The following is a 21,571-nucleotide window of genomic DNA, read 5'->3' on the forward strand; positions in this document are numbered from 1 at the left end:
ATGGAATTCGCTTTCTATTTCGCGTCCGGTATTGCAGTCGTGTCCACGCTTCGCGTGATCACCAACACCAATCCTGTGCACGCCCTGCTCTACCTGATCATTTCGTTGATCGCCGTGGCCATGACCTTCTTCGCACTCGGCGCCCCGTTCGCCGGCGTGCTGGAAGTGATCGCCTATGCGGGCGCCATCATGGTGCTGTTCGTGTTTGTGGTGATGATGCTCAACCTGGGGCCGGCTTCGGTCGCCCAGGAGCGCGTCTGGCTCAAGCCCGGCATCTGGCTCGGCCCGGTCATCCTGGCAGCGCTGCTGCTGGGTGAACTGCTGTATGTGCTGTTCGCTCACCAGAGCGGTCAGGCCATCGGCCACACCACCGTAGACGCGAAAGCCGTGGGCATCAGCCTGTTCGGCCCGTACCTGCTGGTGGTCGAACTGGCTTCGATGCTGCTGCTCGCCGCAGCTATCACCGCCTTCCACTTGGGCCGCAACGAAGCCAAGGAGCAATGACGATGCCTGCTATCCCTTTGGAGCATGGTCTGGCGGTCGCCGGCATCCTGTTCTGCCTTGGCCTGGTTGGCCTGATGGTTCGCCGTAACATTCTGTTCGTGTTGATGAGCCTGGAAATCATGATGAACGCCGCTGCACTGGCGTTCATCGTTGCAGGTGCACGTTGGGGCCAGCCGGATGGACAAGTCATGTTCATCCTGGTGATCAGCCTGGCAGCCGCCGAGGCCAGTATCGGCCTGGCGATCCTGCTGCAACTGTATCGTCGCTTCCACACGCTTGATATCGACGCTGCCAGTGAGATGCGCGGATGAACATGATCTTTCTGACTTTCGTATTCCCCCTGATCGGTTTCCTGCTGCTGTCGTTCTCTCGCGGACGCTGGTCGGAAAACCTCTCGGCCCTGGTGGGTGTGGGCTCCATTGGCCTCTCGGCCATCGTGACCGCCTACGTCATCTGGCAATTCAACGTGGCCCCGCCGGAAGGCGGTCACTACACTCTCGTGCTGTGGCAGTGGATGTCGGTGGAGGGCTTCAAGCCCAACTTCGCCCTCTACGTCGACGGCCTGTCGATCACCATGCTTGGCGTGGTGGTGGGTGTGGGCTTCCTGATCCACCTGTTCGCGTCTTGGTACATGCGCGGTGAAGCCGGTTACTCGCGCTTCTTCTCGTACACCAACCTGTTTATCGCCAGCATGCTGTTCCTGGTGCTGGGCGATAACCTTTTGTTCCTGTACTTCGGCTGGGAAGGCGTGGGCCTGTGCTCGTACCTGTTGATCGGTTTCTACTACAGCAACCGCAACAACGGTAACGCAGCACTCAAGGCCTTCATCGTCACCCGTATCGGTGACGTGTTCATGGCCATCGGCCTGTTCATCCTGTTCCAACAGGTGGGCACGCTGAACATCCAGGAACTGCTGGTGCTGGCACCACAGAAATTCCAGGTTGGCGACTTCTGGATCACCCTGGCGACCCTGATGCTGCTGGGTGGTGCTGTCGGTAAATCCGCGCAACTGCCGCTGCAAACCTGGCTGGCGGACGCGATGGCCGGTCCTACCCCGGTGTCGGCACTGATTCACGCCGCAACCATGGTGACCGCCGGTGTCTACCTGATCGCCCGTACCCACGGCCTGTTCACCCTGGCGCCGGATATCCTGCACCTGGTGGGCATCGTTGGCGGCGTGACCCTGGTACTGGCCGGATTCGCCGCGCTGGTACAGACCGACATCAAGCGTATCCTCGCCTACTCGACCATGAGCCAGATCGGCTACATGTTCCTGGCCCTGGGCGTTGGCGCCTGGGACGCGGCGATCTTCCACTTGATGACCCACGCCTTCTTCAAGGCGCTGCTGTTCCTTGCTTCCGGTGCGGTGATCGTTGCCTGCCACCACGAGCAGAACATCTTCAAGATGGGCGGCCTGTGGAAGAAACTGCCACTGGCCTACGCCAGCTTCATCGTCGGTGGTGCCGCACTCGCAGCCCTGCCGCTGGTGACCGCCGGTTTCTACTCGAAAGACGAAATCCTCTGGGAAGCCTTTGCCAGCGGTAACCAGAACCTGCTGTACGCAGGCCTGGTGGGTGCGTTCATGACCTCGCTGTACACCTTCCGCCTGATCTTCATCACCTTCCACGGTGAAGCCAAGACCGAAGCACACGCAGGCCATGGCATCTCGCACTGGTTGCCGTTGTCGGTGCTGATCATCCTGTCGACCTTCATCGGCGCCCTGATCACCCCACCGCTGGCCGGTGTCCTGCCAGAAAGCGCCGGCCATGCCGGTGGCGCTGCCAAGCACAGCCTGGAAATCGCCTCGGGCGCCATCGCCATCGCCGGTATCCTGTTGGCAGCCCTGCTGTTCCTCGGCAAGCGTCGCTTCGTGACCGCCGTGGCCAACAGTGGCATTGGCCGTTTCCTGTCGGCCTGGTGGTTCGCTGCCTGGGGCTTCGACTGGATCTACGACAAACTGTTCGTCAAGCCTTACCTAGCCATCAGCCATGTACTGCGCAAAGACCCGCTCGACCAGACCATCGGTTTGATCCCGCGTGCCGCCAAGGCCGGTCACACCGCCCTGAGCCGCAGCGAGACCGGTCAACTGCGTTGGTATGCCGCTTCCATGGCAGCCGGTGCCGTACTGGTGATCGGCGCCATCGTTGTGGTAGCGGTCTGACTATGAATATTGCGAACCTGCGAAAGGAAACGAGCCTGTCATGATTCTGCCCTGGCTAATCCTGATCCCCTTCATCGGCGGCCTGCTCTGCTGGATGGGTGAACGCTTCGGCGCCACCCTCCCCCGCTGGATTGCGTTGCTGACCATGTCCCTGGAACTCGCACTCGGCCTCTGGCTGTGGGCCCATGGTGACTATTCATTTGCTCCGGCACCGGGTGTCGATCCGACTTTCGCGCTTGAATTCAAGCACGTGTGGATCCAGCGCTTCGGCATCAACGTGCACCTGGCCCTCGACGGCCTGTCACTGTTGATGATCCTGCTGACCGGCCTGCTGGGTATCCTCTCGGTACTCTGCTCCTGGAAAGAGATCCAGCGTCACGTGGGCTTCTTCCACCTGAACCTAATGTGGATCCTGGGCGGCGTTGTCGGCGTGTTCCTCGCCCTCGACCTGTTCATGTTCTTCTTCTTCTGGGAAATGATGCTGGTGCCGATGTACTTCCTCATCGCACTCTGGGGTCACAGTTCTTCGGACGGCAAGAAAACCCGGATCTACGCGGCGACCAAGTTCTTCATCTTCACCCAGGCTTCCGGCCTGATCATGTTGGTGGCGATCCTGGGCCTGGTACTGGTCAACTTCAACAACACTGGCGTGATTACCTTCAACTACGCCGACCTGTTGAAAACCAAGATGTCCCTGACCACCGAGTACATCCTGATGCTGGGCTTCTTCATCGCGTTCGCGGTGAAGCTGCCGGTGGTGCCGTTCCACTCCTGGCTGCCTGACGCTCACGCACAGGCGCCGACCGCCGGTTCCGTGGACCTGGCCGGTATCCTGCTGAAAACCGCTGCCTACGGCCTGCTGCGTTTCGCCCTGCCGCTGTTCCCGAATGCCTCGGCCGAGTTCGCGCCGATCGCCATGACCCTGGGTCTGATCGGGATCTTCTACGGTGCGTTCCTGGCGTTCGCACAAACCGACATCAAGCGTCTGATTGCCTTCTCGTCCGTTTCCCACATGGGCTTCGTACTGATCGGCATCTACTCCGGCAGCCAACTGGCGCTGCAAGGCGCAGTAATCCAGATGCTGGCCCACGGTGTCTCGGCCGCTGCCCTCTTTATCCTGAGTGGCCAGCTGTACGAGCGCCTGCATACCCGTGACATGCGTGAAATGGGTGGTGTGTGGTCGCGCATCGCGTACCTGCCGGCGATCAGCCTGTTCTTCGCCGCCGCGTCCCTGGGCTTGCCGGGCACCGGCAACTTCATCGGCGAGTTCCTGATCCTGATGGGTGCATTCGTGCAAACACCGTGGATCAGTGCGATTGCTACCTCCGGCCTGGTGTTTGGTTCGGTTTACTCGCTGATCATGATCCACCGCGCCTACTTCGGCCCGGCCAAGTCCGACACCGTCCTGCAAGGGATGGATGCTCGCGAACTGATCATGGTGCTCGGCCTTGCGGTGCTGCTGATCTACATCGGCGTGTACCCGCAACCGTTCCTGGACACTTCTGCCGCGACGATGCATGGCGTGCAGCAGTGGTTCGGCACCGCCTTCTCTCAACTCGCTTCGGCCCGGTAAGAGCGCTATGGAATTCACGATCCAACACTTTATCGCGCTTGCGCCGCTGCTGATTACCAGCCTCACCATCGTGGTGGTGATGCTGGCAATCGCCTGGCGCCGCAATCATTCGCAAACGTTCCTGCTGTCCTGTGCCGGTCTCAACCTGGCCCTGCTGTCGATCATCCCGGCCCTCAAGGTCGCGCCACTGGCGGTCACGCCATTGATGATGGTGGATGACTTCGCACTGCTGTATATCGCGCTGATCCTGGTCGCGACCCTGGCGTGCGTCACCCTCGCCCACGCCTACATGGGCGAAGGCGGCACCGGTTACCCAGGCAACAAGGAAGAGCTGTACCTGCTGATCCTGCTGGCTGCGGCCGGCGGTATCGTGCTGGTCAGCGCACAGCACCTGGCGGGCCTGTTCATCGGCCTGGAACTGCTGTCGATCCCGACCTACGGCCTGGTGGCCTACGCCTTCTTCAACAAGCGCTCCCTGGAAGCCGGCATCAAGTACATGGTGCTGTCGGCCGCCGGTTCCGCGTTCCTGTTGTTTGGTATGGCCCTGCTCTACGCCGAAGCCGGCAGCCTGAGCTTTACCGGTATCGGTCACGCCCTGGCCACTACCCAAATGCCTGCGCCAATCGCCCAACTGGGCCTGGCCATGATGTTGATTGGCCTGGCGTTCAAGCTGTCGTTGGTGCCGTTCCACCTGTGGACCCCGGACGTGTACGAAGGCGCCCCGGCGCCGGTAGCGGCGTTCCTGGCCACCGCGTCGAAGGTTGCCGTGTTTGCGGTGATGGTGCGTCTGTTCCAGATCTCCCCTGCTGCCAACACCGGCGTGCTGAGCACCGTGCTGACCGTGATCGCCATTGCGTCGATCCTGTTCGGTAACCTGCTGGCCCTGACCCAGAACAACCTCAAGCGTCTGCTGGGTTACTCCTCCATTGCTCACTTCGGCTACCTGCTGATCGCCCTGGTGGCGAGCAAAGGCCTGGCAGTGGAAGCCATGGGCGTGTACCTGGTCACCTACGTGATCACCAGCCTGGGTGCATTCGGCGTGATCACGCTGATGTCCTCGCCATTCAAAGGCCGCGACGCCGACGCCCTGTACGAATACCGCGGCCTGTTCTGGCGCCGTCCGTACCTGACCGCCGTACTGACCGTGATGATGCTGTCCCTGGCCGGTATCCCGCTGACGGCGGGCTTTATCGGCAAGTTCTACATCGTCGCCACCGGTGTTGAAGCCCACGAATGGTGGTTGGTTGCCTCCCTGGTATTGGGCAGCGCCATCGGCGTGTTCTACTACCTGCGCGTGATGGTCACCCTGTACCTGATCGAGCCAAACCTGCGCCGTGTGGATGCCGAGCTGCATTGGGAACAGAAGGCAGGCGGCGTGATGCTGCTGGCCATCGCCCTGCTCGCGTTCTTCCTGGGCGTGTACCCACAACCGCTGCTCACCCTGGTGCAGCACGCGGTGCTGGGCGTTTGATCGCTTAGCGGGATGCAGTCAACAAAACGGCGCCTTCGGGCGCCGTTTTGCGTTTGCGACGCTGAGTACATCTCTTGCTCCCTTCCCTCGCCACAACAAGCCCGCTCACCACAAAGGCCTACCCGGCAGTTGGTGCGCCCACATCAGATTTTTCTGACTGGACACACATACCATGGCTGGCATCCAGCGCTTCTCATCAAAACGTAAAGTTGCCACTTCATACGCAACCTACGTAGAAAAATTAATGAAACGTGAAATCTTTTCCGAACTGGTCGAAGGCTTCGACGCCCTGGCAGACGAACGCCAAGGCAAAGTCACCCTGCGGACCCACAAGGTTCATCTCAACCACCTGGGGCCGCTCACCGCAGAGGAAGTGGTCGCCGTGCGCCAACAGCTCAACCTCTCCCGCGCGGTCTTCGCCATGTACCTGCGCACCAATACACGTACGCTGGAGAACTGGGAGCAAGGCCGGGCCAAGCCGAATGCCCAGGCTGCCACGCTGATTCGCCTGGTGGCACGTTTTCCTGAGACCGTGGCGCAACTTGCTGCCTTGGGTTGACCTGCAATTACCCAAAAAAACGCCCCGAACATTCGGGGCGTTTTCATTGCGGCGGCGTCAGAACGCGATACCGACCTTGAAGCCGTACTCGTTGCGCTTGAGCTTGGTGTTGTCGGCCACTTCGGAATCACCGTCGAGCTTGTACTCGGTGCGGGTGTAGTACAGGCCCGCGACCACCGGCAGGTCGCCCTTCTGGTTCATCAGCAGGCTGACTTCGGCGTAGGGGTTGGTGCGGTCCTTGAGGTCCACGGTGTCGCTGCCGAAATCTTCCACCTTGAGCTTGGTGCGGCCATCAATAGTACGGCGGGCGCCGGCTTCAACACGCAGGGTCATGTCATCGAACTGGTGGTTATAGCCCAGAGCTGCCTTGGCGAACGGCGACTTGTTGGTGAGTTTCACGTCGAGGTCGTTGATCTCTGGCTCGTAACGGGTCCAGCTGTAGCCACCGCCAACGATCACGTCGACAAAGTTGCGCGCATCCAGCGCGGCACGCCAGCCGAGATCCAGGTCAGCCTGGCCTTCCTTGAGTTTGTTGTCGCTCTTTTCGCCGTACTTGGCTTCGATAACGGCCTGGTAGATAAAGCCGGATTCAGCGGTGAGCTTGTTGCCGAAGTTATAGAACAGGCCCGCCTCGGGCATGTGGCTCTTGTCACTCTCGCTGCCGCCTTCGAACTTGAAATCGTTGTAGCTGCCCAGGATCCCGAAGGTGGAAATCGGATCGGTGGACGGAGCAGCGAACACCGCAGCAGGCGCAGCGACCAGCGCCAGCAGCGAGGAACCTTTGAGGAATTTTCCGAATAGCTTGGACATCGTTTTACATCTCCTTGTCTGGTGAGCAAATTATTCAGGAACCGCTTCGAACCCCGGCAGGCGCCAAAGGTTCGAATTAATTTGCGTTGATTTGGAGGTAAAACGGTTCAGCGAAGGCTCTAACTCAACACTTCTATCAATTAGCCATTACCAAGCCATCAAGCACAGTGCGCAGCGCCGGCGTGACCGGCACGCGAAGCCCAAAGGTTTCAGTCAATAACTGCAACACCTCGTCGGCACTGGCGAGGGCGCGCTTTTCACTCGGCCGGTCCAGATAGTGAATCGCATAATGGGCGTTGTTGAGGGTATGGCGCTTACCCGCAGCCAAGCGCGCGACCTTCAATTGGCCAACAAATACCGAGTCCGGATGGGTGGAGACATACCAGTTGCCGATTTCATAATCGATGGCCGCCTGCACCTGCAGGTCGAACACATACAGCCCGCGCCACTCCTCGGCCACTTTCGCCCACAGGGTGTAGCTGCCCTGCCCGTCGAAGGTCACCCGATATGGCTCATGGGCAGTGGCTTGCACCACCTCAGTGTCCAACCGCAACGGACTGCTGGGCACCATGCCGCCAAAGCCGACATCGGTGATATAGCGCACGCCATCCAACGTCACCAGGCTCAAACGATGAGTACGCGCCGTCCGCGCATCCGGCGGCCCGCCCATCACCACCCTCCCCGTGATACCACGCGCGTCAAAGCCGAGTTCCTGCAACAGCGCCAGGAACATCTGGTTCAACTCATAGCAATACCCACCCCGCCCCGCCAGCAGCACTTTCTGCTCGACGCTGGCCAAATCGATTGGCACCGGCAAGCGCATCAGGCTCGACAGGTTCTCGAACGCAAAGGTGCACACATGGCGCAGTTGCAGCTCCCGCAGGGTGTGCAAGGTCGGCGCTGGCGGCGAGTCATAACCCAGGCGTTGCAGATAGAGGCGGCTATGGGTCAACAGTGACATGGCGCAATCCTTGGGCGCGGGAGGAAGGCGACACTATGCCGCGCCGACAGGCAGATTGTCATTTTGAATGAACCTTTTTGAACGCTGCCCTATCCATCTATAACAACACAGGGAGGCAACATGAGTACCGCAAAAATCTACACCATCAACTACCAGCTGCACGGCAAGCCAAAATCCTTTGTGGTGCGCGCCGAAGTGATGAACAACGCCGAAGCCTGGCACTGGGCGGCGGTGGATGCCGATATCGCCCATGTGAGCCGCGTGGGGCGGGTTGGGCACGAGCAAGTGAAGAAGACGACCCGACCGTGGGCGGAGAAGTTTGGGATTACGGAGGTGACGTGGGTGGCGCCAAAGTGAGGGGGAAAAGCCCCGCTGGGTGAGGCGGGGCTTTCTGGGCAGTAGCGGCTATTCGCGAACGACGCCTTTCGGCCATCTGTACAAGCGATGCATAAACCCGCAGGCTAGCTAGTTGCCCCGCCCGCCTCCAAACGACCACTCGTCACCGGCTGTAGTAGAAATCACCACCATGACATCCTCCACGTTCAGCCCCGTCGCCCGCTCCAATTTTCCAACCAGATCACGGTAAAAACGCTGTTTGGTCTCAATACTTCGAGGCCGGCCTGCGGTGATCGCGATCAGCACAAAGTCATGGCTACGCGGCCCACCCAAGTAATGGGGGTCGAATATCAGCTCGCCAATTTCATGTTGGTGAATAGCCTGGAAGCGATCGGTCTTCGGCACTTCGAAGCTCTCGACCAAGGCGTCGTGCAACCCTTCAGACAACGCGTGTAGATACTCGACCGACTTCCCACGGTGCAGTGAAATTCGTGCAAACGGCATCAACGGTTACTCCTGAGGTGTTGGAAGGCTGGCCTGTAGTTCACTGAGCACATTTAACGCCGAGGCGGCTGTTGGCCAACCTGAATAAAACGCGAGATGGGTGATGACCTCGGCCAGCTCGTCAACACTCAAGCCGTTATCCAGTGCACGTTTCAAATGAAAAGGCAGCTGTTCCAGACGGTACATCGCCACCAGCGCGGCCACGGTCGCCAGGCTGCGCTCACGGGGACTCAATTGCGTACGCGTCCACATGTCACCAAACAATACGTCGTCAGTCAGCTCGGCAAATTTTTGCGGGTAGCTGCTCTGGTGTTCTCGCCCCGTGATCATCGTTTTTCCCCCTGAAGTCCCTATTGACGAGGAAAAACTATCAACTCGCGATAGTCCCGAATATCAGATTTAATAGCACCCATTATCCCGAATTAGTGGACTGTCGAATGCGCCGCCCAACCTTCGATCTTGACGTATTGCGTACCTTCGTCACCGGCGTGGACTTCAACAGTTTTGCCAGAGCGGCGGATCGTCTCGGTCGTTCGACGTCTGCCGTCAGCGCTCAATTGAGGAAACTCGAAGAGCAGGTCGGTACGCCGATCCTGGCCAAGTCCGGTCGCGGGCTGGCCTTGACCCCCACGGGAGAAACACTGCTCAGTCATGCCCGCCGGTTGCTGGAGCTGAACGACGGCATTTTTCAGACCCTAAGCGAAGGTCAAACCGCCGGGACCCTACGCCTCGGACTTCAAGAAGACTTCGGGGAACATTTCCTGAGCGATATCCTGCGACGCTTCGTCCAGACACACCCGAGGATCAATCTCGAAGTCAGGATCGCCCGTAACGCCGAACTGCTAGCGCTGGTCGAACGCTCTAATCTGGACCTCGCCCTGACCTGGGACACCGGGCACACGTCGCCCTATGCCACACATCTTGGCGAAACACAGATGCACTGGATCGGCGCCCGCGATACACCACTGCTGACGGCCCTTGACGACTCACCGTTGCCATTGATCCTGTTCGACGCGCCTTGCCTATTGCGCAGCGCCGCCACCCAGGCGCTGGATGCCGCACACATTCCCTGGCGAATTGCCCTGACCAGCCCCAGCGTGGGCGGTATCTGGGCTGCCGTCGCCGCCGGACTGGGCCTGACACTGCGAACCCGCATTGGGCTGCCGAGCCACTTGACCGTTGTGTCGGGCCTGCCCCCCGTGCCAAGCCTTGGCTATGTGCTTCACTGCGATAACGACGACCCGAGTCCCGCCACCCAACAATTGGTCGCGTTAATCAAAACGAGCCTCCAAGAACAGGCGTTTCGATTCACGCTTACGAAATGATCGAAAGCAACCGAGGGTTCAACTCGGACGATGGCAATGGCTTAGAGTGGACGACATAAATCCAAACCCCAGCAGTTTTCCACACATCTGTTTATAGCCAGGAGCGACGTTCCCATGAGCGGGCTGTATGAGAAAGCCGAGTTCGCCTTGCGAGCCAACGACAGTGCGGCCTTCTGGGCTGCACTCGCCGGTGTCGACGCACACATGACCGCGCCACTTTTGGCGAAACTCCTGTTGGAAGACTGGCATGAAGAGCATGAAGATATCGTTTTTGAGTTGGGGCTAATCGGGGAAAACTGCGCGACGTCCGCGATTGCGCAAGCCGCGCAGAAAAATTTCGAATACCTGGTCAGGTGGGGCAACCTGAAAGAGTTTCAGCGCAAGTGCGCTTATGCGTTAGCGCGTATTGGCTCTGGCGATTCGAAGGTAGCGTTGGAGCTTATGGCGCAGCAGTTCGACACAGGCGTTAGCAAGTATGCTGAGGAAGGGCTGAGGCATTGGGCTGTGCCGGTTAAAAAGCGGGGTTAGTGGGTGGAGTTTTTCTGCCTAAATGACGGCTTCTGGCAGAGAGCTGCCACTCACGAACGACTGCTTTCGGCCAGAAGCAGTCCGTCGACGGGCTTGATAAAGATGATTACACCGGTGGTATTTGGTAAACAACCGAGTCGTATTTGGCTGATGTGCGCGTCTCGAAGATGATCCCACCCAGAGCCTCGGCAATACGTCGACTCGCATGGTTGTCCGTCGCAACCGGGTAGATGAAATTTTTTGCTTCCAATCTCTGGCTGGCCCACTGAACAATCGCTTGGACCGCTTCACCTCCAAAGCCCAACCCGTGTTTATCTTCACGAATCCAGATACCCAGTTCCGGTGCTTCACTGTGGGTATCATGTAACCCAACCAGGCCAGTAAAACGAGCATCGTCTAGTTGTCTAATCGCGAACACAAAGTCGCTGCCATCTGCGATTGAAGGCAGCCACTGCCGCCAGACTTTTGCATACTCATCAAGAGAGGCAGATGGTTCCCACGACATGTAGCGCGTCAACGACGCAGTTATACAAGCGAAGGATTCAACAGCGTCCTGCGCGCAGAATGGCTCAATACTCAGGCGTGGCGACTGAATGCAGATTTCGCGGGTATCGATGGGCATTGTAGTTTCCTTGTCAGAGGTGCAGCACTCCGTTCGTGTCCAAGAAAAGTATCATGCTGATCGTTTCTTCCGGGAAAGGGGGCAGATTTATCTCTGGAAAAATAAATCTGTCCCCTTTTCGGCCATCAGCGGCGTGGGCACAAGTCTGGGACTGTGCGGCACCGCATCGGGATTAAGGACCTTATTCGGAAAAATCCTTTCTCCGAAGGGTGATGCGATCGAGCTTCCGAATTACGAGCACCCGCAGCGGACGTAGACACGAATGTCCGCTTCTGGCCGAAACCTACCCACATCAATCGTTACTCAACTCCACCCTATGAGTCGCATCCCCATCCTCTACCCGCACAAAGCCACAGCGCAGGTAAAACGCGCTTCCCTCGACAGTATCGGTATTAAGCCTCACGCTTCTAAAGTGCAAAGCAGCATGAACAAGCAGCGCATTCACCAGCCTCTGACCAACATTCTGCCCTCTAGAACCAGGCACCACGTACACACGTCGCAACCTCCCGACACTGGCCTCAGCGTAGGGATCAACTGAAAGCCCCCCGATCCCCACCAGTCGCTCGTTCAAATAAGCTGCCATCAGGCACTCTCCAGGCGCATCGAAGCGATTAGCGCCTGACTGCCACTCCGAGATCAATCGGGTAAGAAACCTGAAACCCTCAGCCACCGCCGCGTTCTCAAGGTCAGCGATCTGTGGCGGTAGGTGTGTGATCGGTTGAATCTCCGTCTGGTTCATCCGTACTCCCTGGCTTGGCAAAAAACACTGGCGGCGTGGCTGGAAAACCCTTGAGCAACGCCTCTATTTGCCGGCGATTTTGCAACTGGACAGTCGGCACCTCTGGCCCCACCGCCGGGCGCGTTTTCTCGATGCCAGGGCGCGAGTCACGGTCGAAATTCCACACATAGCGCAGGAAGGTCAGAAACTCCCGGTCGGGCTCCCCGCTACAGCCGTCTGGCATGTGGGCGACCAATGGTCAGTGACTGACTGATGCAGGTCAACTCCTTACCTTCTGCAGGATGCAGGTGTGGGAAGGTCGCACAGACTCAAGGCTTCAAGTCGCCCAGCGGATCATAAGGCGGCTTTTTCTCATCCTTGTGTTTCTTCTCCTTATCCAACGGCGCAATCGCCGGCCCTATCGGGTCTACCTGCGGATCCGCCACATCCGGCGAATCCGGGTCAAACCCCAACTCATCCTTGCCACTGGAATGCTCGCCCGAAGCCGGGCCTTTGGGTGGGTTACTCACGGCGTTCTCCTCGTTCAAAGTGGGCGGGCCTTGTCATGCAGGTTTTCCAGGTCTTCCTCGACGCGTTCCACGTCGTCGTCCTGACGCTCCGCCGGGTCGTTGGGGCGCAACGCATCGTTGTCGCGCTCTTCTTCTCCGGGTGTGCGGTCAGGGTTTGGGGTGCCGGGCGGTGGCTGGTTGTAGTCGGACATGATGGTTCACCTCAAAGGGGTCTACACAGGTTTAGAGAAACCGCCGTGCGCCATCGTTCAACTTGTTTGCCCAGGCGTGAGATGATGCGTGCCCCTTCTGGAGGCATGAACCGGATGTTCGAGCTCAAACCCTGCGACCCTGTCACCTTCCGCCAACAGACCCGGCGCAGCACGCTGATGGTGGCGGTGCTGTTCCTGGCCTTGGCGATGTTGCTGTCGAGCCTGGCGGTGATGCTGTTTGGCGAGCCTGGCGGGGATAATTTCCGCTTTAATGTCGGCGGTGTGTTCGCCGGGGTGCTGATTACGGTGGCGCTGGTGCGCGGGCCGTTCTGGAGCCAGCCGTGGCTGACGGCGGCGGTGTATGGCTGGCAGCTCAAGCGTAACCTGATGAGCGTGACCAACGTGATGCACAAGGTCACTGAGCGGGTGCAGGCGAATGACCCGACGGCGATCAAGGTGCTGCGCTTTTATCACTTGGGCCTGACGCAGATGCATGAGCTGGACGCCAACTCCAGCGCCCAGGTGCAACTGGTCGCTGAGGTCGAGGCGCATAAGGCCAAGATGCAGGCGCTGGGGATCAATCCCGAGCAGACCCGGTTCGATCCCGCGTGGCTGGAGGCCTTTAAAAACGCTTAGGCCAGCACGCCGATGCGTTGCGCGTCGGGCCAGAACAGCGCGGCCTGGCCGCAAGGTTGCCCAGCGTCGTCGAGCAGGGTCCACACCACCCCGGCGTGGATCATGAAGGGTTGATCAAAGGCATCTACGCGCCAGCCGCTGTAACCGTCGGCGATGCCGTTGGCGGTGACTTGCTCCAGCAGCACCTGGCGCGCGGCGCGGTCGAGTTCCGAGGCGCTGAAGCGTGAAGGCATGCCGATGAAGCGTTCGCGCGGGTATTTGAAGCACTGCAACGCGCAGTCATTCACGTAGGTAAAACGCGGGTCTGCGGCGCCGTCATGGGCGAGCAGGCTGTAGGGCGCGTCGCGGTGCAGCCAGGCCAGGCGCTGTTGCGGGTCGAGGTGGTCGGGGGCCGGCAGTCCCTGGCCGGTCCAGTGTCGATACGCCTTGTCCAGCACGCCTACGAAGTCTTCTTGATGGGACACGCACACCCTCACATCGTCAGTTGGAAATCTTTGCCCGCCAGCAGAACACCGCGCTGACGGCAATGGCCGCACCGGCCAGGCCAAACACCCAGGGCGCCGAGGCGATCGGCAGCAGCAAGCCGGCGAGCAAGGGCCCGAGGCCGGCGCCGATATCGCGCCACACGGCGTTCGAGGCCAGCGCGGACACGCGCATGGAACCAGGGTTGCGCTCAGCCACCAATGTCGTCACCAGCGGCAGTTGCAGCGCACGCAACACCAGCACCGCCGCCGCGCCGACAATCACCCAGTAGCTGCCAAATGCGGTCAGGGCCAGGGCACTCAGGAACGAAAACAGCAACAGCATCGAGGTCGCGCCAAACCGCTGGGCCGCGCGACCGCCCAGGGGGCTCAGGAGCATTTCCGAGACGTACCGCAGCGCCATCAGGCCGCCGGCGATCAGCACCGCATCGCCGCCCAGCAGCTTCTGCGCCTGGATCGACAGGCCGAAGATAAACAGGCCGTCCAGCGCCACCCCTTCGATAAACGACCACATTGCCACGCTGTCCGGCCACTTGAAGCGCCGCCCCGGCGTGCTGTGCAAGTCATGCCCGACCGTAGGCAAGCCGCGCGCCATCCACAAGCCCACCAGGCAGCAGCCGGCCAGAATCAGAAAGATCGGACGCGGCCCGGCCATTAATGTGAGCCAGCCGCCCAAGGGCAACGCCAGCATCGGCCCCAGGGCGATGAGCGCGCGGGAACGCCCGGCCCGGCGTGCGGCACCAGCGGGTTCCGAGGTGGCCAATACTTGGGTCGACAGGTTCAACGCAGCAAAACACAGGCCCCACACCAGGCGCAGGCAGAGCAACGCGGCGAAGCCGGACAGCAGCGAGTTGCCCACGGCGCACAGGGTGGCGGCGCCGGCGGCGATCATGCAGGTCAGGCGGTCGCCGTTGCGCGCGTAGAAATTGAGGACATGGCGATAGCCGAAAATCCGCACCAGGCGGTTGGCCGCCAGCAGCACACCGGCCTGGGCCAGGGTGATGCCGAAGGCCTGGGATTCCATCGGCAGCAGCAGGTAGAGCAACACGTCGCTGGGCAGGCATAACGCCAGGGTCAGCGCGGCGCGGCGGGAGTGGGTATCAGCGGTGCGGAGGGCCAGGCTGGACATAAATCTGGAAACATCCCGAAATATTCAGGTCGCCACGGTAGCGTTAATCAGCGCTTTTTCCCATAGGGAAACAACCGCAGACCACTGGCCACCGCACCGACCAAGGCAAACCCGCAGCCCAGCCACAGTGCATATTGCGGTCCGCTGCCCAGGGACAGGTGAAAACACAAGGCCACCAACGACGCGCCCAGCGTCTGCCCCAACAACCGCGAAATCGCCACGATGCCACTGGCCCCGCCGCTGCGGGCCAACGGCGCGCTGGTCATCAACGCCTTGAGGTTGGGTGACTGGAAGAAGCCGAAACCGGCCCCGCACAATGCCATGCGCCAGCCGATATCAAACGCAGAAGCACCGCTGCCCAGGGTCGCGAGCGCGGCCATGCCCAGGCTGAGCATCAACAGGCCGATGCCGCACAACACGCCCAGGTTAACGCGGTCGGCCAGGCGCCCCGCCACCAGCGCCATTACTGCCACGACCGCGGGCCACGGCGTCATCAGGAAACCGGTTTCCACCTGGCTATGCCCCAGCACCGCCTGCAACAGGAACGGCAGCGACACAAAGGCCAGGCCCTGGGCGCTGAACGCGCAAATGGCAGTGAGGGAAGACAAGGCAAACACCGGGCGCTTGAACAGGTCCAGCGCCAGCATCGGCGCCGGGTGCCCGGCCTGGCGCCGCAGCAGCAATGCGCCGCACACCAGCGCCACGGCGATCAGGCCCAAGGTCAAGGCGCCCTGGGCGCCGTGCACCGCCGTGCCCAAACCCAGCACCAACAAGGCAAACAGCCCCGCGCACAACACAGCGGCAAGGCGATCGAACGCGTGCCCGGTCATCGGCAAGGTCGGCAACGAGCGCACGCCCAACGCCAGCGCCAGCAACCCCAAGGGCACGTTGATCAGGTACAGCCAGTGCCAGGTCGCCACCGACAGAATCGCCGATGCGGCGGTCGGCCCCAGGGTAAACGCCAACCCCACCACCAGCGAGTTGTAACCCAGCCCCCGACCCAACATTTTTGACGGGTAGATATGCCGCAGCAGTGCCGTGTTCACGCTCATGATCGCCGCCGCGCCCAGCCCCTGCACCACCCTCGCCGCCGTCAGGGTGACCAACGAGCCGGCCAGCCCGCAAAACAACGACGAGACAATAAACAGCAGCAACCCGCCGAGGTACACCCGGCGATGCCCCAGCACATCACTGAGGGACGCAAACGGCAGCACCGTGGCGATGATCGCCAACTGGTAGGCGTTCACCACCCAGATCACCGAGGCGGAATCGGTGCCAATCCCCTCGGCTAGGGTCGGCAACGCCGTGTTGACGATGGCTGTGTCCAGGGTCGCCATGCCGATCCCCAGGGAGATCGCCATCACGGCCGGCAGGCGTTTATTGAGGGGCAACCCATCGGCAACAGAAGACATGGACAATCCGCGCAGGTGACAAAGGCGTTTAGATTAAGGGCTGCGGCGAATTTTTTCAGTGCTGGATTGGCTGGCTGTCAGTATTTTCATGTTCGCCAGTGCCCGGTCTTGGCCATCACCTCCACCGCCTCGGCGAAACCGGCCTGAGGTGCGCTGTTCAAGCTGACCAGGCCCACACAGCGGCTCGGTTTCAATGCCGCGGCACGCACGGCCACGCGCCCACCCGCCTCCACACCCGCCAACACCGCCTCGGGGATATGCAGCGCGTTCATCAGTTCCAGCACATCCTGGCCTTGCGCCGCCTCATCCTGCCCGCGCAGGTCGGGGACGATCACCCGGAAACCTTGGGCCGCCAACGGCCCGCTGACCGTGGCAAAAGCGCTCACATCCGCCGCCAGCAAGATGATCGCCCGGCCCTCCTCCGGCCCGAAGGTTTCATAACGGATCTCGCCGTCATCGGTGCTCACCTGCTGCACGGCCAATGCCGGTGCGGCCATCACCACCGCTGCCAACAGCAAAAAACCACGACGATCAAACATGACGGACTCCCATTATTAATTCACTGCCCAGCCAACCGGCCAGGTATTCCCCTGCCTGCATCACACCCGCTTCTTCCCCCAGGCGCTGCACCAGGAACTCACACAGCCCGGCGAAACTGCCGTCGGCCTGTAGCTGTTGCACGGCCAGTAGTTCCAGCGCATCCACCTGGCGCAAACGCGACGTGAATTGGCGTCGCCACACCAGCAAGCCACCCGCCTGTTCCAGCATCACCGCTTCCGGCGCGGTCGCTTCCTGCCACAGCGCTGACCAGATGGCCTCGGCATTGGTGGTCAGGGCGTGGCAGCGCAACGACGGCGTCAACTGCAACACGGCTGTGTCCCAATCCAGTTCGGCCAGGACCTCCAGGGCCAACGGCTGTGCATCGGCGGCGACAAAGGCTTCATTCAGGGCCGACTCGATCCAGGCCAGTTCATGCACATCCGGGTTGCGCGGGAACACCGCCTTCAAGGTGGCGTAGAAGCCCTCCGGGTACGCGTCCAGCGTCCAGGCGTGAGGCGGATGACGGTCGATATGGGTGATGCTTGCGGCCAGGAAGGCTTCCTCCCCGACCCACCGGCGCAAGTTGGGAAACGCCTGTTCCAGGCAGCCCACCAACTGCGCACGGTAGTTGTTCTGGTACACCGCCAGGCCGGCGTGATGATTGCCCAGCGCCTGCGCGGATTCATCCGACGCACTTACCAACCAGTTGCGAAAGGTCTGTTGTAGCTGTGCCAGGTTCATCGTCGCGCTCCCAACGTGCGGGCCATGGCCAATTCCTGGAGCAGCTCGGCAAGCGGCGGGATTTCATCGTCGCGCTCGATCATGGTCGCCACCGGCCCCAGCCGGGTCATGGCCTGGGCGTACAGCTCCCAGACGCCGGTGCACACCGGGCTGTCATGGCTGTCGATCAACATGTCACGGCCTTGACTGTGGCCAGCCAGGTGCACCTGGCGCACACGTTCGGCGGGAATACCCTTGAGAAACGCCTGGGCGTCGAAACCGTGGTTGCAGGCGCTGACGAACACATTGTTGACGTCCAGCAGCAGTTCACAGCCGGTGCGCTGGGCCATGGCCGCGATAAATTCCCACTCGGTCATGGAGGCGCCTTCGAACGCCAGGTAACTCGACGGGTTCTCGAACAACATCGTGCGGCCCAGCACGTCCTGGGCTTGCTGGATGTTGGCGCAGACCCGGTCCAGTGCCTCCTCGGTGTATGGCACTGGCAGCAAGTCATGGGAATTGAATCCCCCGCTGCGCGACCAGCTCAAGTGGTCGGACACAAACAGCGGTTTAACTTCGTCCACCAGCGACTTGAGGCGCTTCAAGTAATCCCCGTCCAGCCCTTCGGCGGTGCCGATGGACATGGACACACCGTGCAGCGCCACCGGGTAGCGTTCGCGCACCTGACGTAAAATGTGCCGGGGCTGGCCGCCCGCGACCATGAAGTTTTCGGAGATCACCTCGACGAAATCCACGGGCACCGAGGTCTCCAGGAAGTCGCAGTAATGCTCCTTGCGCAGCCCAAGGCCGTAGCCTGAAAAGTGCGGGTTGGATGTCGACATGGCGGATCTCCGCAAAGAATAAGTGGCGAGCCCACGAGGGGCCCGCCGGGTGGATTACTTCGGTTCGGTCAGGGTGCCGCCGGCCTTGAGGCACTCGGACGGGGTCTTGACGATCACGCCTTCGCCTTTGCAGCTGTTGAGGCCTTTGCAGTCGTTCTTGGCGGTGGCGCACAGGCTGGTGCCTTTGCAGGTGTTGACGCCGTAGCAGCGGCCGGGTTTTTCCTGCTGATCAGCAGCGCTGGCGGCCGTGGCAAACGAAGCCGACGCCATGGCGATCAGGGCAGCAGCGGCAGCGAGGCTCAGACGGGATTTGAGTGCAGTGTTCATGGGTGTTTCTCCGGGGTTGGGGTGAATTACTTGATAACGGACGCAGCGTCTTCGATGACCTTCGCCACAGCCTCAGGCTGGGAGATGTACACCGAGTGGCTGGCTTTGATTTCGGTGACCTTGGAACCGGCGCGCTTGTACATCCAGCGTTGCAGGTCCGGGCTCAGGGCACGGTCTTCGGTGGAGACCACGGCGTAGGTCGGTTTTTTATGCCAGGCCGCAGCCCACACGGTGCCGCCGAACAAGGCAGCGGTCGCCGGTACTTGGGAGGCGGCCATGAAGTCGGTGCGGTTGGTGGTCAGGTCGGCCGCAAAGTCGGCGTTGAATTTGGTGCGGTCGAAGAACAGATGACCGTCGCGGCTGGCCTTGATGTCATCGCTGGGCGCCGGCATCGAGCCGATCAACTGGGCCATGTTCTCGCCCACTTCCGGCTGCAACGCCGACACGTAGACCAGCGACTTGACCTTGTCGCGGTCGCCGGCAATCGAGATCACACCGCCACCGGAGCTATGCCCCACCAGCACCACCGGGCCGACTTGCTGCTCCAGTACTTCGCGGGCCTCGGCCACATCGGCGGCCAGGCTCTCGTGGCCCTGGTGCACCACGGTGACCTTGTAGCCCTTGTGAATCAGGATGTCGTGCACCACCCGCCAGCCGGAACCGTCGACAAACGAACCGGGCACGATCACCACGCTTTTACCGGTGCCAGGCTGCGGGGCATCGGCCGCCTGGGCCAGCATCGGGACAGTCAGGGCCATGGCAATGGCCAGTGAAGAAAGCATACGCATTGGAAATCTCCATCAAAGTTAAGAACGTTTGCCCAAGATCAGGCGGTCCAACGACCAGGCCCCACCGCCGTACGCCAGCAGCGGCAACAACAAGCCCGCCCAGGTCAGGTGCACCGGCCAGGCGGCGGGGTACACAAACACCTCGATCACCAGGGTCATGCCCAGCAGCGCGGCGGCGGCCGGACGGGTCAGCAGGCCCAGCACCAGCAACAGCGGGAACAGGTGCTCGGCATAAGTCGCCAGGTGCGCAGCCCAATCCGGCGGAATCAGCGGCAAGGCATATTCCGAACGAAACAGCGTGTAGGTCGACGGCTTGAGCTCAAGAAACCCCGTGACCTTGGTACGCCCCGACAGGAAGAACACCGCCGCAATCGCCACCCGCGCCACCAGCAACAGCAGGGCTTCGGGGAGCAGGCGCTGGATCACGGCTGCTCCGTCAGGCTGCCGAAGCCTTTAGGGGTCTTGATCTGGGTGCAGGTGCCTTTGTCCACCAGCACCCAGGCGTTGCCCTGGTAGTCGGTGGTGGAGGTGGCGGCGCACGAAGTGCCAGCGCCTGCGGCGCAATCGTTGGCGCCGGCCAGGGCCACGCCGAAGCATTTTTCCTGGGGCTTGGGTTCATCGGCATGGGCCACGGCCGCGAAGGCGCTGAGGGACAGGGCGAGGGTTGCCGCAAGGGCTGCGTAAGGACGCTTCATGGGGTGAGTCTCCTGGCTTGACTGAGTGTGGCCAGGGCGCCTCGGGGTCGGTGACCGCCTGCGCCAGCTGGTGTACAGAGTTAAAGCCAGGCGTGTATCCGGTCTGTGTCGCGAACGCGATAGAACGTCATGCGGGTGTATCAGGAGGGGGTGCGGATACAGTGCGATACACAGTCACGGGAAGGTCAACATCGTTGATTTCAGGTGTGTGGAGTGGCGAACAGTGCACCCAGGTCTAGACGCCCGTCCTGGGTCGGCGGGCACCAGTAATACCCGCCGGTCAATGGTGTGCTGATGCGGTACAGGCCATCGACAATCCCATCTTCCAGCCCGCTCATGCGGCGCAGTTGAGCTTCGAACGCGTCGAAGGAATGGCCGAACGCGAGAAACATCAACCCGGCCTGGCCGTTCTCGGCCCATGGCATCGAGCGGCGCACTACGAAGGCTTCCGGGGTGAAGCTTTCCTGGGCGGTGCGTTTGGTGTGGGCGGACTCGGGGGCGTCGTCGAGTTCTTCGTTGTCGCCATGGCGGCGACCGATGATGTGGTCGCGCTCTTGCGCAGGCAAGGCGGCGAAGCCGTCGAGATCGTGCTGCCACTGCTGGATCGCGGCAAAGCTGGCGCCGCTGTCGGTCAGGGCCGCTTCAACGGCTGCGTCGTCGTGGGGGTTCTCGGTGCCGTCTTCGTAGTCGGTGAGGTCGAAACCGGTCTTGTAGCGGAAGCCTTCGGTCATCTGCACCAGGCGGAACGCCGGGGCCAGGGCCTTTTCGAAGGCGCGGCTGCGCAACAGCAATTCCCCGCGATCCACGCCGTGCAGCCATACCCACAACGCCTGTTGGGTTGACGGGTTGTGCGCGCCCGGCCCGCTGACCGTGGGGAATGTGCGCAGGCCTTCAATCCGGGCGCCCAAGGCATTCACCAGCAGCTCGCCAAAACCGACCACCGCCGCCGAATCGGTCAACTGCACCAGCGCGTCCAACGCAGCGGGCACGGCTGCTAATGAATCCACGGCAAAAAACAGATGGCGTGCCTGCAACGGCACCGGTGCGGCAAGAATGCCCGGCTGGTACTGACTCATGTGAACTCCTTCTGAAAAGCCGCGCAGTTTAACCGCCAGGCGCATGACTGCGTACAAGAAAGCGCGCAAGCCTTGCCATAGAGCCTGTTGTTGGGTGACTCTCTAGTCATGTTTTGCAACTATTCCAGGGG

General features: G+C 61.1%; 29 protein-coding genes. 10 read left to right on the forward strand and 19 right to left on the reverse strand.

Annotation, left to right across the window (positions count from 1 at the left end):
* The 6 genes from nuoJ to ACP7EW_RS01550 all read left to right on the forward strand — a co-directional run bounded on the left by nuoJ (position 1) and on the right by ACP7EW_RS01550 (position 6,268).
* Positions 1 to 504 (forward strand): NADH-quinone oxidoreductase subunit J, encoded by a 504-nt coding sequence (gene nuoJ, locus ACP7EW_RS01525; protein WP_016974946.1) that lies wholly within the window; start codon positions 1 to 3, stop codon positions 502 to 504.
* Positions 505 to 506: 2 nt separating this feature from the next.
* The gene (gene nuoK, locus ACP7EW_RS01530; protein ID WP_003174727.1) at positions 507 to 815 is read left to right on the forward strand and encodes an NADH-quinone oxidoreductase subunit NuoK; all 309 of its coding nucleotides are present in this window, start codon (positions 507 to 509) and stop codon (positions 813 to 815) included.
* Complete coding sequence (nuoL, locus tag ACP7EW_RS01535) at positions 812 to 2,665, forward strand: NADH-quinone oxidoreductase subunit L (protein ID WP_033896839.1); 1,854 nt, start codon at positions 812 to 814, stop codon at positions 2,663 to 2,665. The genes nuoK and nuoL overlap by 4 nt, the downstream gene beginning before the upstream one ends.
* Positions 2,666 to 2,705: 40 nt before the next feature.
* Positions 2,706 to 4,238, forward strand: coding sequence for an NADH-quinone oxidoreductase subunit M (gene nuoM, locus ACP7EW_RS01540; RefSeq protein WP_010209575.1), 1,533 nt, complete (start codon positions 2,706 to 2,708; stop codon positions 4,236 to 4,238).
* Positions 4,239 to 4,245: 7 nt separating this feature from the next.
* Entirely contained in the window at positions 4,246 to 5,709 is a 1,464-nt protein-coding gene (gene nuoN / locus ACP7EW_RS01545) for an NADH-quinone oxidoreductase subunit NuoN (RefSeq protein ID WP_426214817.1), read from the forward strand.
* Between the two features lie 244 nt (positions 5,710 to 5,953).
* Positions 5,954 to 6,268, forward strand: coding sequence for a helix-turn-helix domain-containing protein (locus ACP7EW_RS01550; RefSeq protein ID WP_426214819.1), 315 nt, complete (start codon positions 5,954 to 5,956; stop codon positions 6,266 to 6,268).
* Positions 6,269 to 6,325: 57 nt separating this feature from the next.
* On the opposite strand, the gene ACP7EW_RS01555 is transcribed toward ACP7EW_RS01550, so the two are convergent.
* Positions 6,326 to 7,078: an outer membrane beta-barrel protein gene (locus ACP7EW_RS01555; protein ID WP_426214821.1), complete on the reverse strand. Its 753-nt coding sequence runs from the start codon at positions 7,076 to 7,078 to the stop codon at positions 6,326 to 6,328.
* Positions 7,079 to 7,214: 136 nt separating this feature from the next.
* On the reverse strand, positions 7,215 to 8,039 hold the full coding sequence (locus tag ACP7EW_RS01560) for an arylamine N-acetyltransferase family protein (RefSeq protein ID WP_426214823.1): 825 nt from the start codon (positions 8,037 to 8,039) through the stop codon (positions 7,215 to 7,217).
* 120 nt (positions 8,040 to 8,159) lie between these two features.
* On the opposite strand from ACP7EW_RS01560, the gene ACP7EW_RS01565 reads away from it, so the two are divergent.
* Positions 8,160 to 8,396 (forward strand): DUF6555 family protein, encoded by a 237-nt coding sequence (locus ACP7EW_RS01565; protein WP_016979650.1) that lies wholly within the window; start codon positions 8,160 to 8,162, stop codon positions 8,394 to 8,396.
* A gap of 108 nt (positions 8,397 to 8,504) precedes the next feature.
* Here the strand turns inward: ACP7EW_RS01565 and ACP7EW_RS01570 are convergent, their stop codons facing one another.
* Positions 8,505 to 8,879 carry a tautomerase family protein gene (locus tag ACP7EW_RS01570; protein ID WP_426214825.1) on the reverse strand — a complete coding sequence of 125 codons (375 nt, stop codon included), beginning with the start codon at positions 8,877 to 8,879 and terminating at the stop codon, positions 8,505 to 8,507.
* Between the two features lie 6 nt (positions 8,880 to 8,885).
* On the reverse strand, positions 8,886 to 9,209 hold the full coding sequence (locus tag ACP7EW_RS01575; RefSeq protein WP_426214827.1) for a carboxymuconolactone decarboxylase family protein: 324 nt from the start codon (positions 9,207 to 9,209) through the stop codon (positions 8,886 to 8,888).
* Between the two features lie 107 nt (positions 9,210 to 9,316).
* Between ACP7EW_RS01575 and ACP7EW_RS01580 the strand changes: the two genes are divergently transcribed.
* Positions 9,317 to 10,204: a LysR substrate-binding domain-containing protein gene (locus ACP7EW_RS01580; RefSeq protein ID WP_426214829.1), complete on the forward strand. Its 888-nt coding sequence runs from the start codon at positions 9,317 to 9,319 to the stop codon at positions 10,202 to 10,204.
* A 114-nt stretch (positions 10,205 to 10,318) separates the two neighbouring features.
* Positions 10,319 to 10,732: a hypothetical protein gene (locus ACP7EW_RS01585; protein ID WP_426214831.1), complete on the forward strand. Its 414-nt coding sequence runs from the start codon at positions 10,319 to 10,321 to the stop codon at positions 10,730 to 10,732.
* Positions 10,733 to 10,838: 106 nt separating this feature from the next.
* On the opposite strand, the gene ACP7EW_RS01590 is transcribed toward ACP7EW_RS01585, so the two are convergent.
* The 4 genes from ACP7EW_RS01590 to ACP7EW_RS01605 all read right to left on the reverse strand — a co-directional run bounded on the left by ACP7EW_RS01590 (position 10,839) and on the right by ACP7EW_RS01605 (position 12,793).
* Positions 10,839 to 11,354 carry a GNAT family N-acetyltransferase gene (locus tag ACP7EW_RS01590; protein ID WP_426214833.1) on the reverse strand — a complete coding sequence of 172 codons (516 nt, stop codon included), beginning with the start codon at positions 11,352 to 11,354 and terminating at the stop codon, positions 10,839 to 10,841.
* Positions 11,355 to 11,646: 292 nt separating this feature from the next.
* Positions 11,647 to 12,093, reverse strand: a complete 447-nt coding sequence (locus ACP7EW_RS01595; RefSeq protein ID WP_426214834.1) for a GNAT family N-acetyltransferase — start codon at positions 12,091 to 12,093, stop codon at positions 11,647 to 11,649.
* A gap of 308 nt (positions 12,094 to 12,401) precedes the next feature.
* Entirely contained in the window at positions 12,402 to 12,602 is a 201-nt protein-coding gene (locus ACP7EW_RS01600; protein ID WP_426214835.1) for a DUF6021 family protein, read from the reverse strand.
* Positions 12,603 to 12,616: 14 nt separating this feature from the next.
* Complete coding sequence (locus ACP7EW_RS01605) at positions 12,617 to 12,793, reverse strand: hypothetical protein (RefSeq protein WP_016979666.1); 177 nt, start codon at positions 12,791 to 12,793, stop codon at positions 12,617 to 12,619.
* 114 nt (positions 12,794 to 12,907) lie between these two features.
* Here ACP7EW_RS01605 and ACP7EW_RS01610 point away from each other — a divergent pair, with 114 nt between their 5' ends.
* Entirely contained in the window at positions 12,908 to 13,429 is a 522-nt protein-coding gene (locus tag ACP7EW_RS01610; RefSeq protein WP_426216357.1) for a DUF3087 family protein, read from the forward strand.
* Here ACP7EW_RS01610 and ACP7EW_RS01615 read toward each other — a convergent pair.
* The 11 genes from ACP7EW_RS01615 to ACP7EW_RS01665 all read right to left on the reverse strand — a co-directional run bounded on the left by ACP7EW_RS01615 (position 13,426) and on the right by ACP7EW_RS01665 (position 21,440).
* A complete protein-coding gene (locus ACP7EW_RS01615) occupies positions 13,426 to 13,893 on the reverse strand; it encodes an MEKHLA domain-containing protein (protein WP_426214837.1) in 468 nt (155 codons plus the stop codon). The genes ACP7EW_RS01610 and ACP7EW_RS01615 overlap by 4 nt on opposite strands.
* Positions 13,894 to 13,909: 16 nt before the next feature.
* Positions 13,910 to 15,040: an MFS transporter gene (locus tag ACP7EW_RS01620; protein WP_016979669.1), complete on the reverse strand. Its 1,131-nt coding sequence runs from the start codon at positions 15,038 to 15,040 to the stop codon at positions 13,910 to 13,912.
* Between the two features lie 47 nt (positions 15,041 to 15,087).
* Positions 15,088 to 16,452, reverse strand: coding sequence for an MFS transporter (locus ACP7EW_RS01625; protein WP_426214840.1), 1,365 nt, complete (start codon positions 16,450 to 16,452; stop codon positions 15,088 to 15,090).
* A gap of 86 nt (positions 16,453 to 16,538) precedes the next feature.
* Positions 16,539 to 16,991: an alpha/beta fold hydrolase gene (locus ACP7EW_RS01630; protein ID WP_426214842.1), complete on the reverse strand. Its 453-nt coding sequence runs from the start codon at positions 16,989 to 16,991 to the stop codon at positions 16,539 to 16,541.
* Entirely contained in the window at positions 16,984 to 17,733 is a 750-nt protein-coding gene (locus ACP7EW_RS01635) for a putative DNA-binding domain-containing protein (RefSeq protein WP_426214844.1), read from the reverse strand. Before ACP7EW_RS01635 ends, ACP7EW_RS01630 begins: the two co-directional genes overlap by 8 nt.
* Positions 17,730 to 18,554, reverse strand: coding sequence for a DUF692 domain-containing protein (locus ACP7EW_RS01640; RefSeq protein ID WP_426214846.1), 825 nt, complete (start codon positions 18,552 to 18,554; stop codon positions 17,730 to 17,732). Before ACP7EW_RS01640 ends, ACP7EW_RS01635 begins: the two co-directional genes overlap by 4 nt.
* A gap of 54 nt (positions 18,555 to 18,608) precedes the next feature.
* Entirely contained in the window at positions 18,609 to 18,881 is a 273-nt protein-coding gene (locus tag ACP7EW_RS01645) for a hypothetical protein (protein ID WP_016979675.1), read from the reverse strand.
* A 26-nt stretch (positions 18,882 to 18,907) separates the two neighbouring features.
* Positions 18,908 to 19,669, reverse strand: a complete 762-nt coding sequence (locus ACP7EW_RS01650; RefSeq protein WP_426214848.1) for an alpha/beta fold hydrolase — start codon at positions 19,667 to 19,669, stop codon at positions 18,908 to 18,910.
* Between the two features lie 18 nt (positions 19,670 to 19,687).
* A complete protein-coding gene (locus tag ACP7EW_RS01655) occupies positions 19,688 to 20,095 on the reverse strand; it encodes a DoxX family protein (protein ID WP_033901356.1) in 408 nt (135 codons plus the stop codon).
* Positions 20,092 to 20,364 (reverse strand): BufA1 family periplasmic bufferin-type metallophore, encoded by a 273-nt coding sequence (locus ACP7EW_RS01660; RefSeq protein ID WP_010209548.1) that lies wholly within the window; start codon positions 20,362 to 20,364, stop codon positions 20,092 to 20,094. The genes ACP7EW_RS01655 and ACP7EW_RS01660 overlap by 4 nt, the downstream gene beginning before the upstream one ends.
* A gap of 200 nt (positions 20,365 to 20,564) precedes the next feature.
* Positions 20,565 to 21,440 carry a Dyp-type peroxidase gene (locus ACP7EW_RS01665; protein WP_426214851.1) on the reverse strand — a complete coding sequence of 292 codons (876 nt, stop codon included), beginning with the start codon at positions 21,438 to 21,440 and terminating at the stop codon, positions 20,565 to 20,567.
* Between the last annotated feature and the right edge of the window lie 131 nt (positions 21,441 to 21,571).

The organism is Pseudomonas sp. DWRC2-2, from assembly GCF_049897885.1.
Taxonomy (GTDB): domain Bacteria; phylum Pseudomonadota; class Gammaproteobacteria; order Pseudomonadales; family Pseudomonadaceae; genus Aquipseudomonas; species Aquipseudomonas azotoformans_A.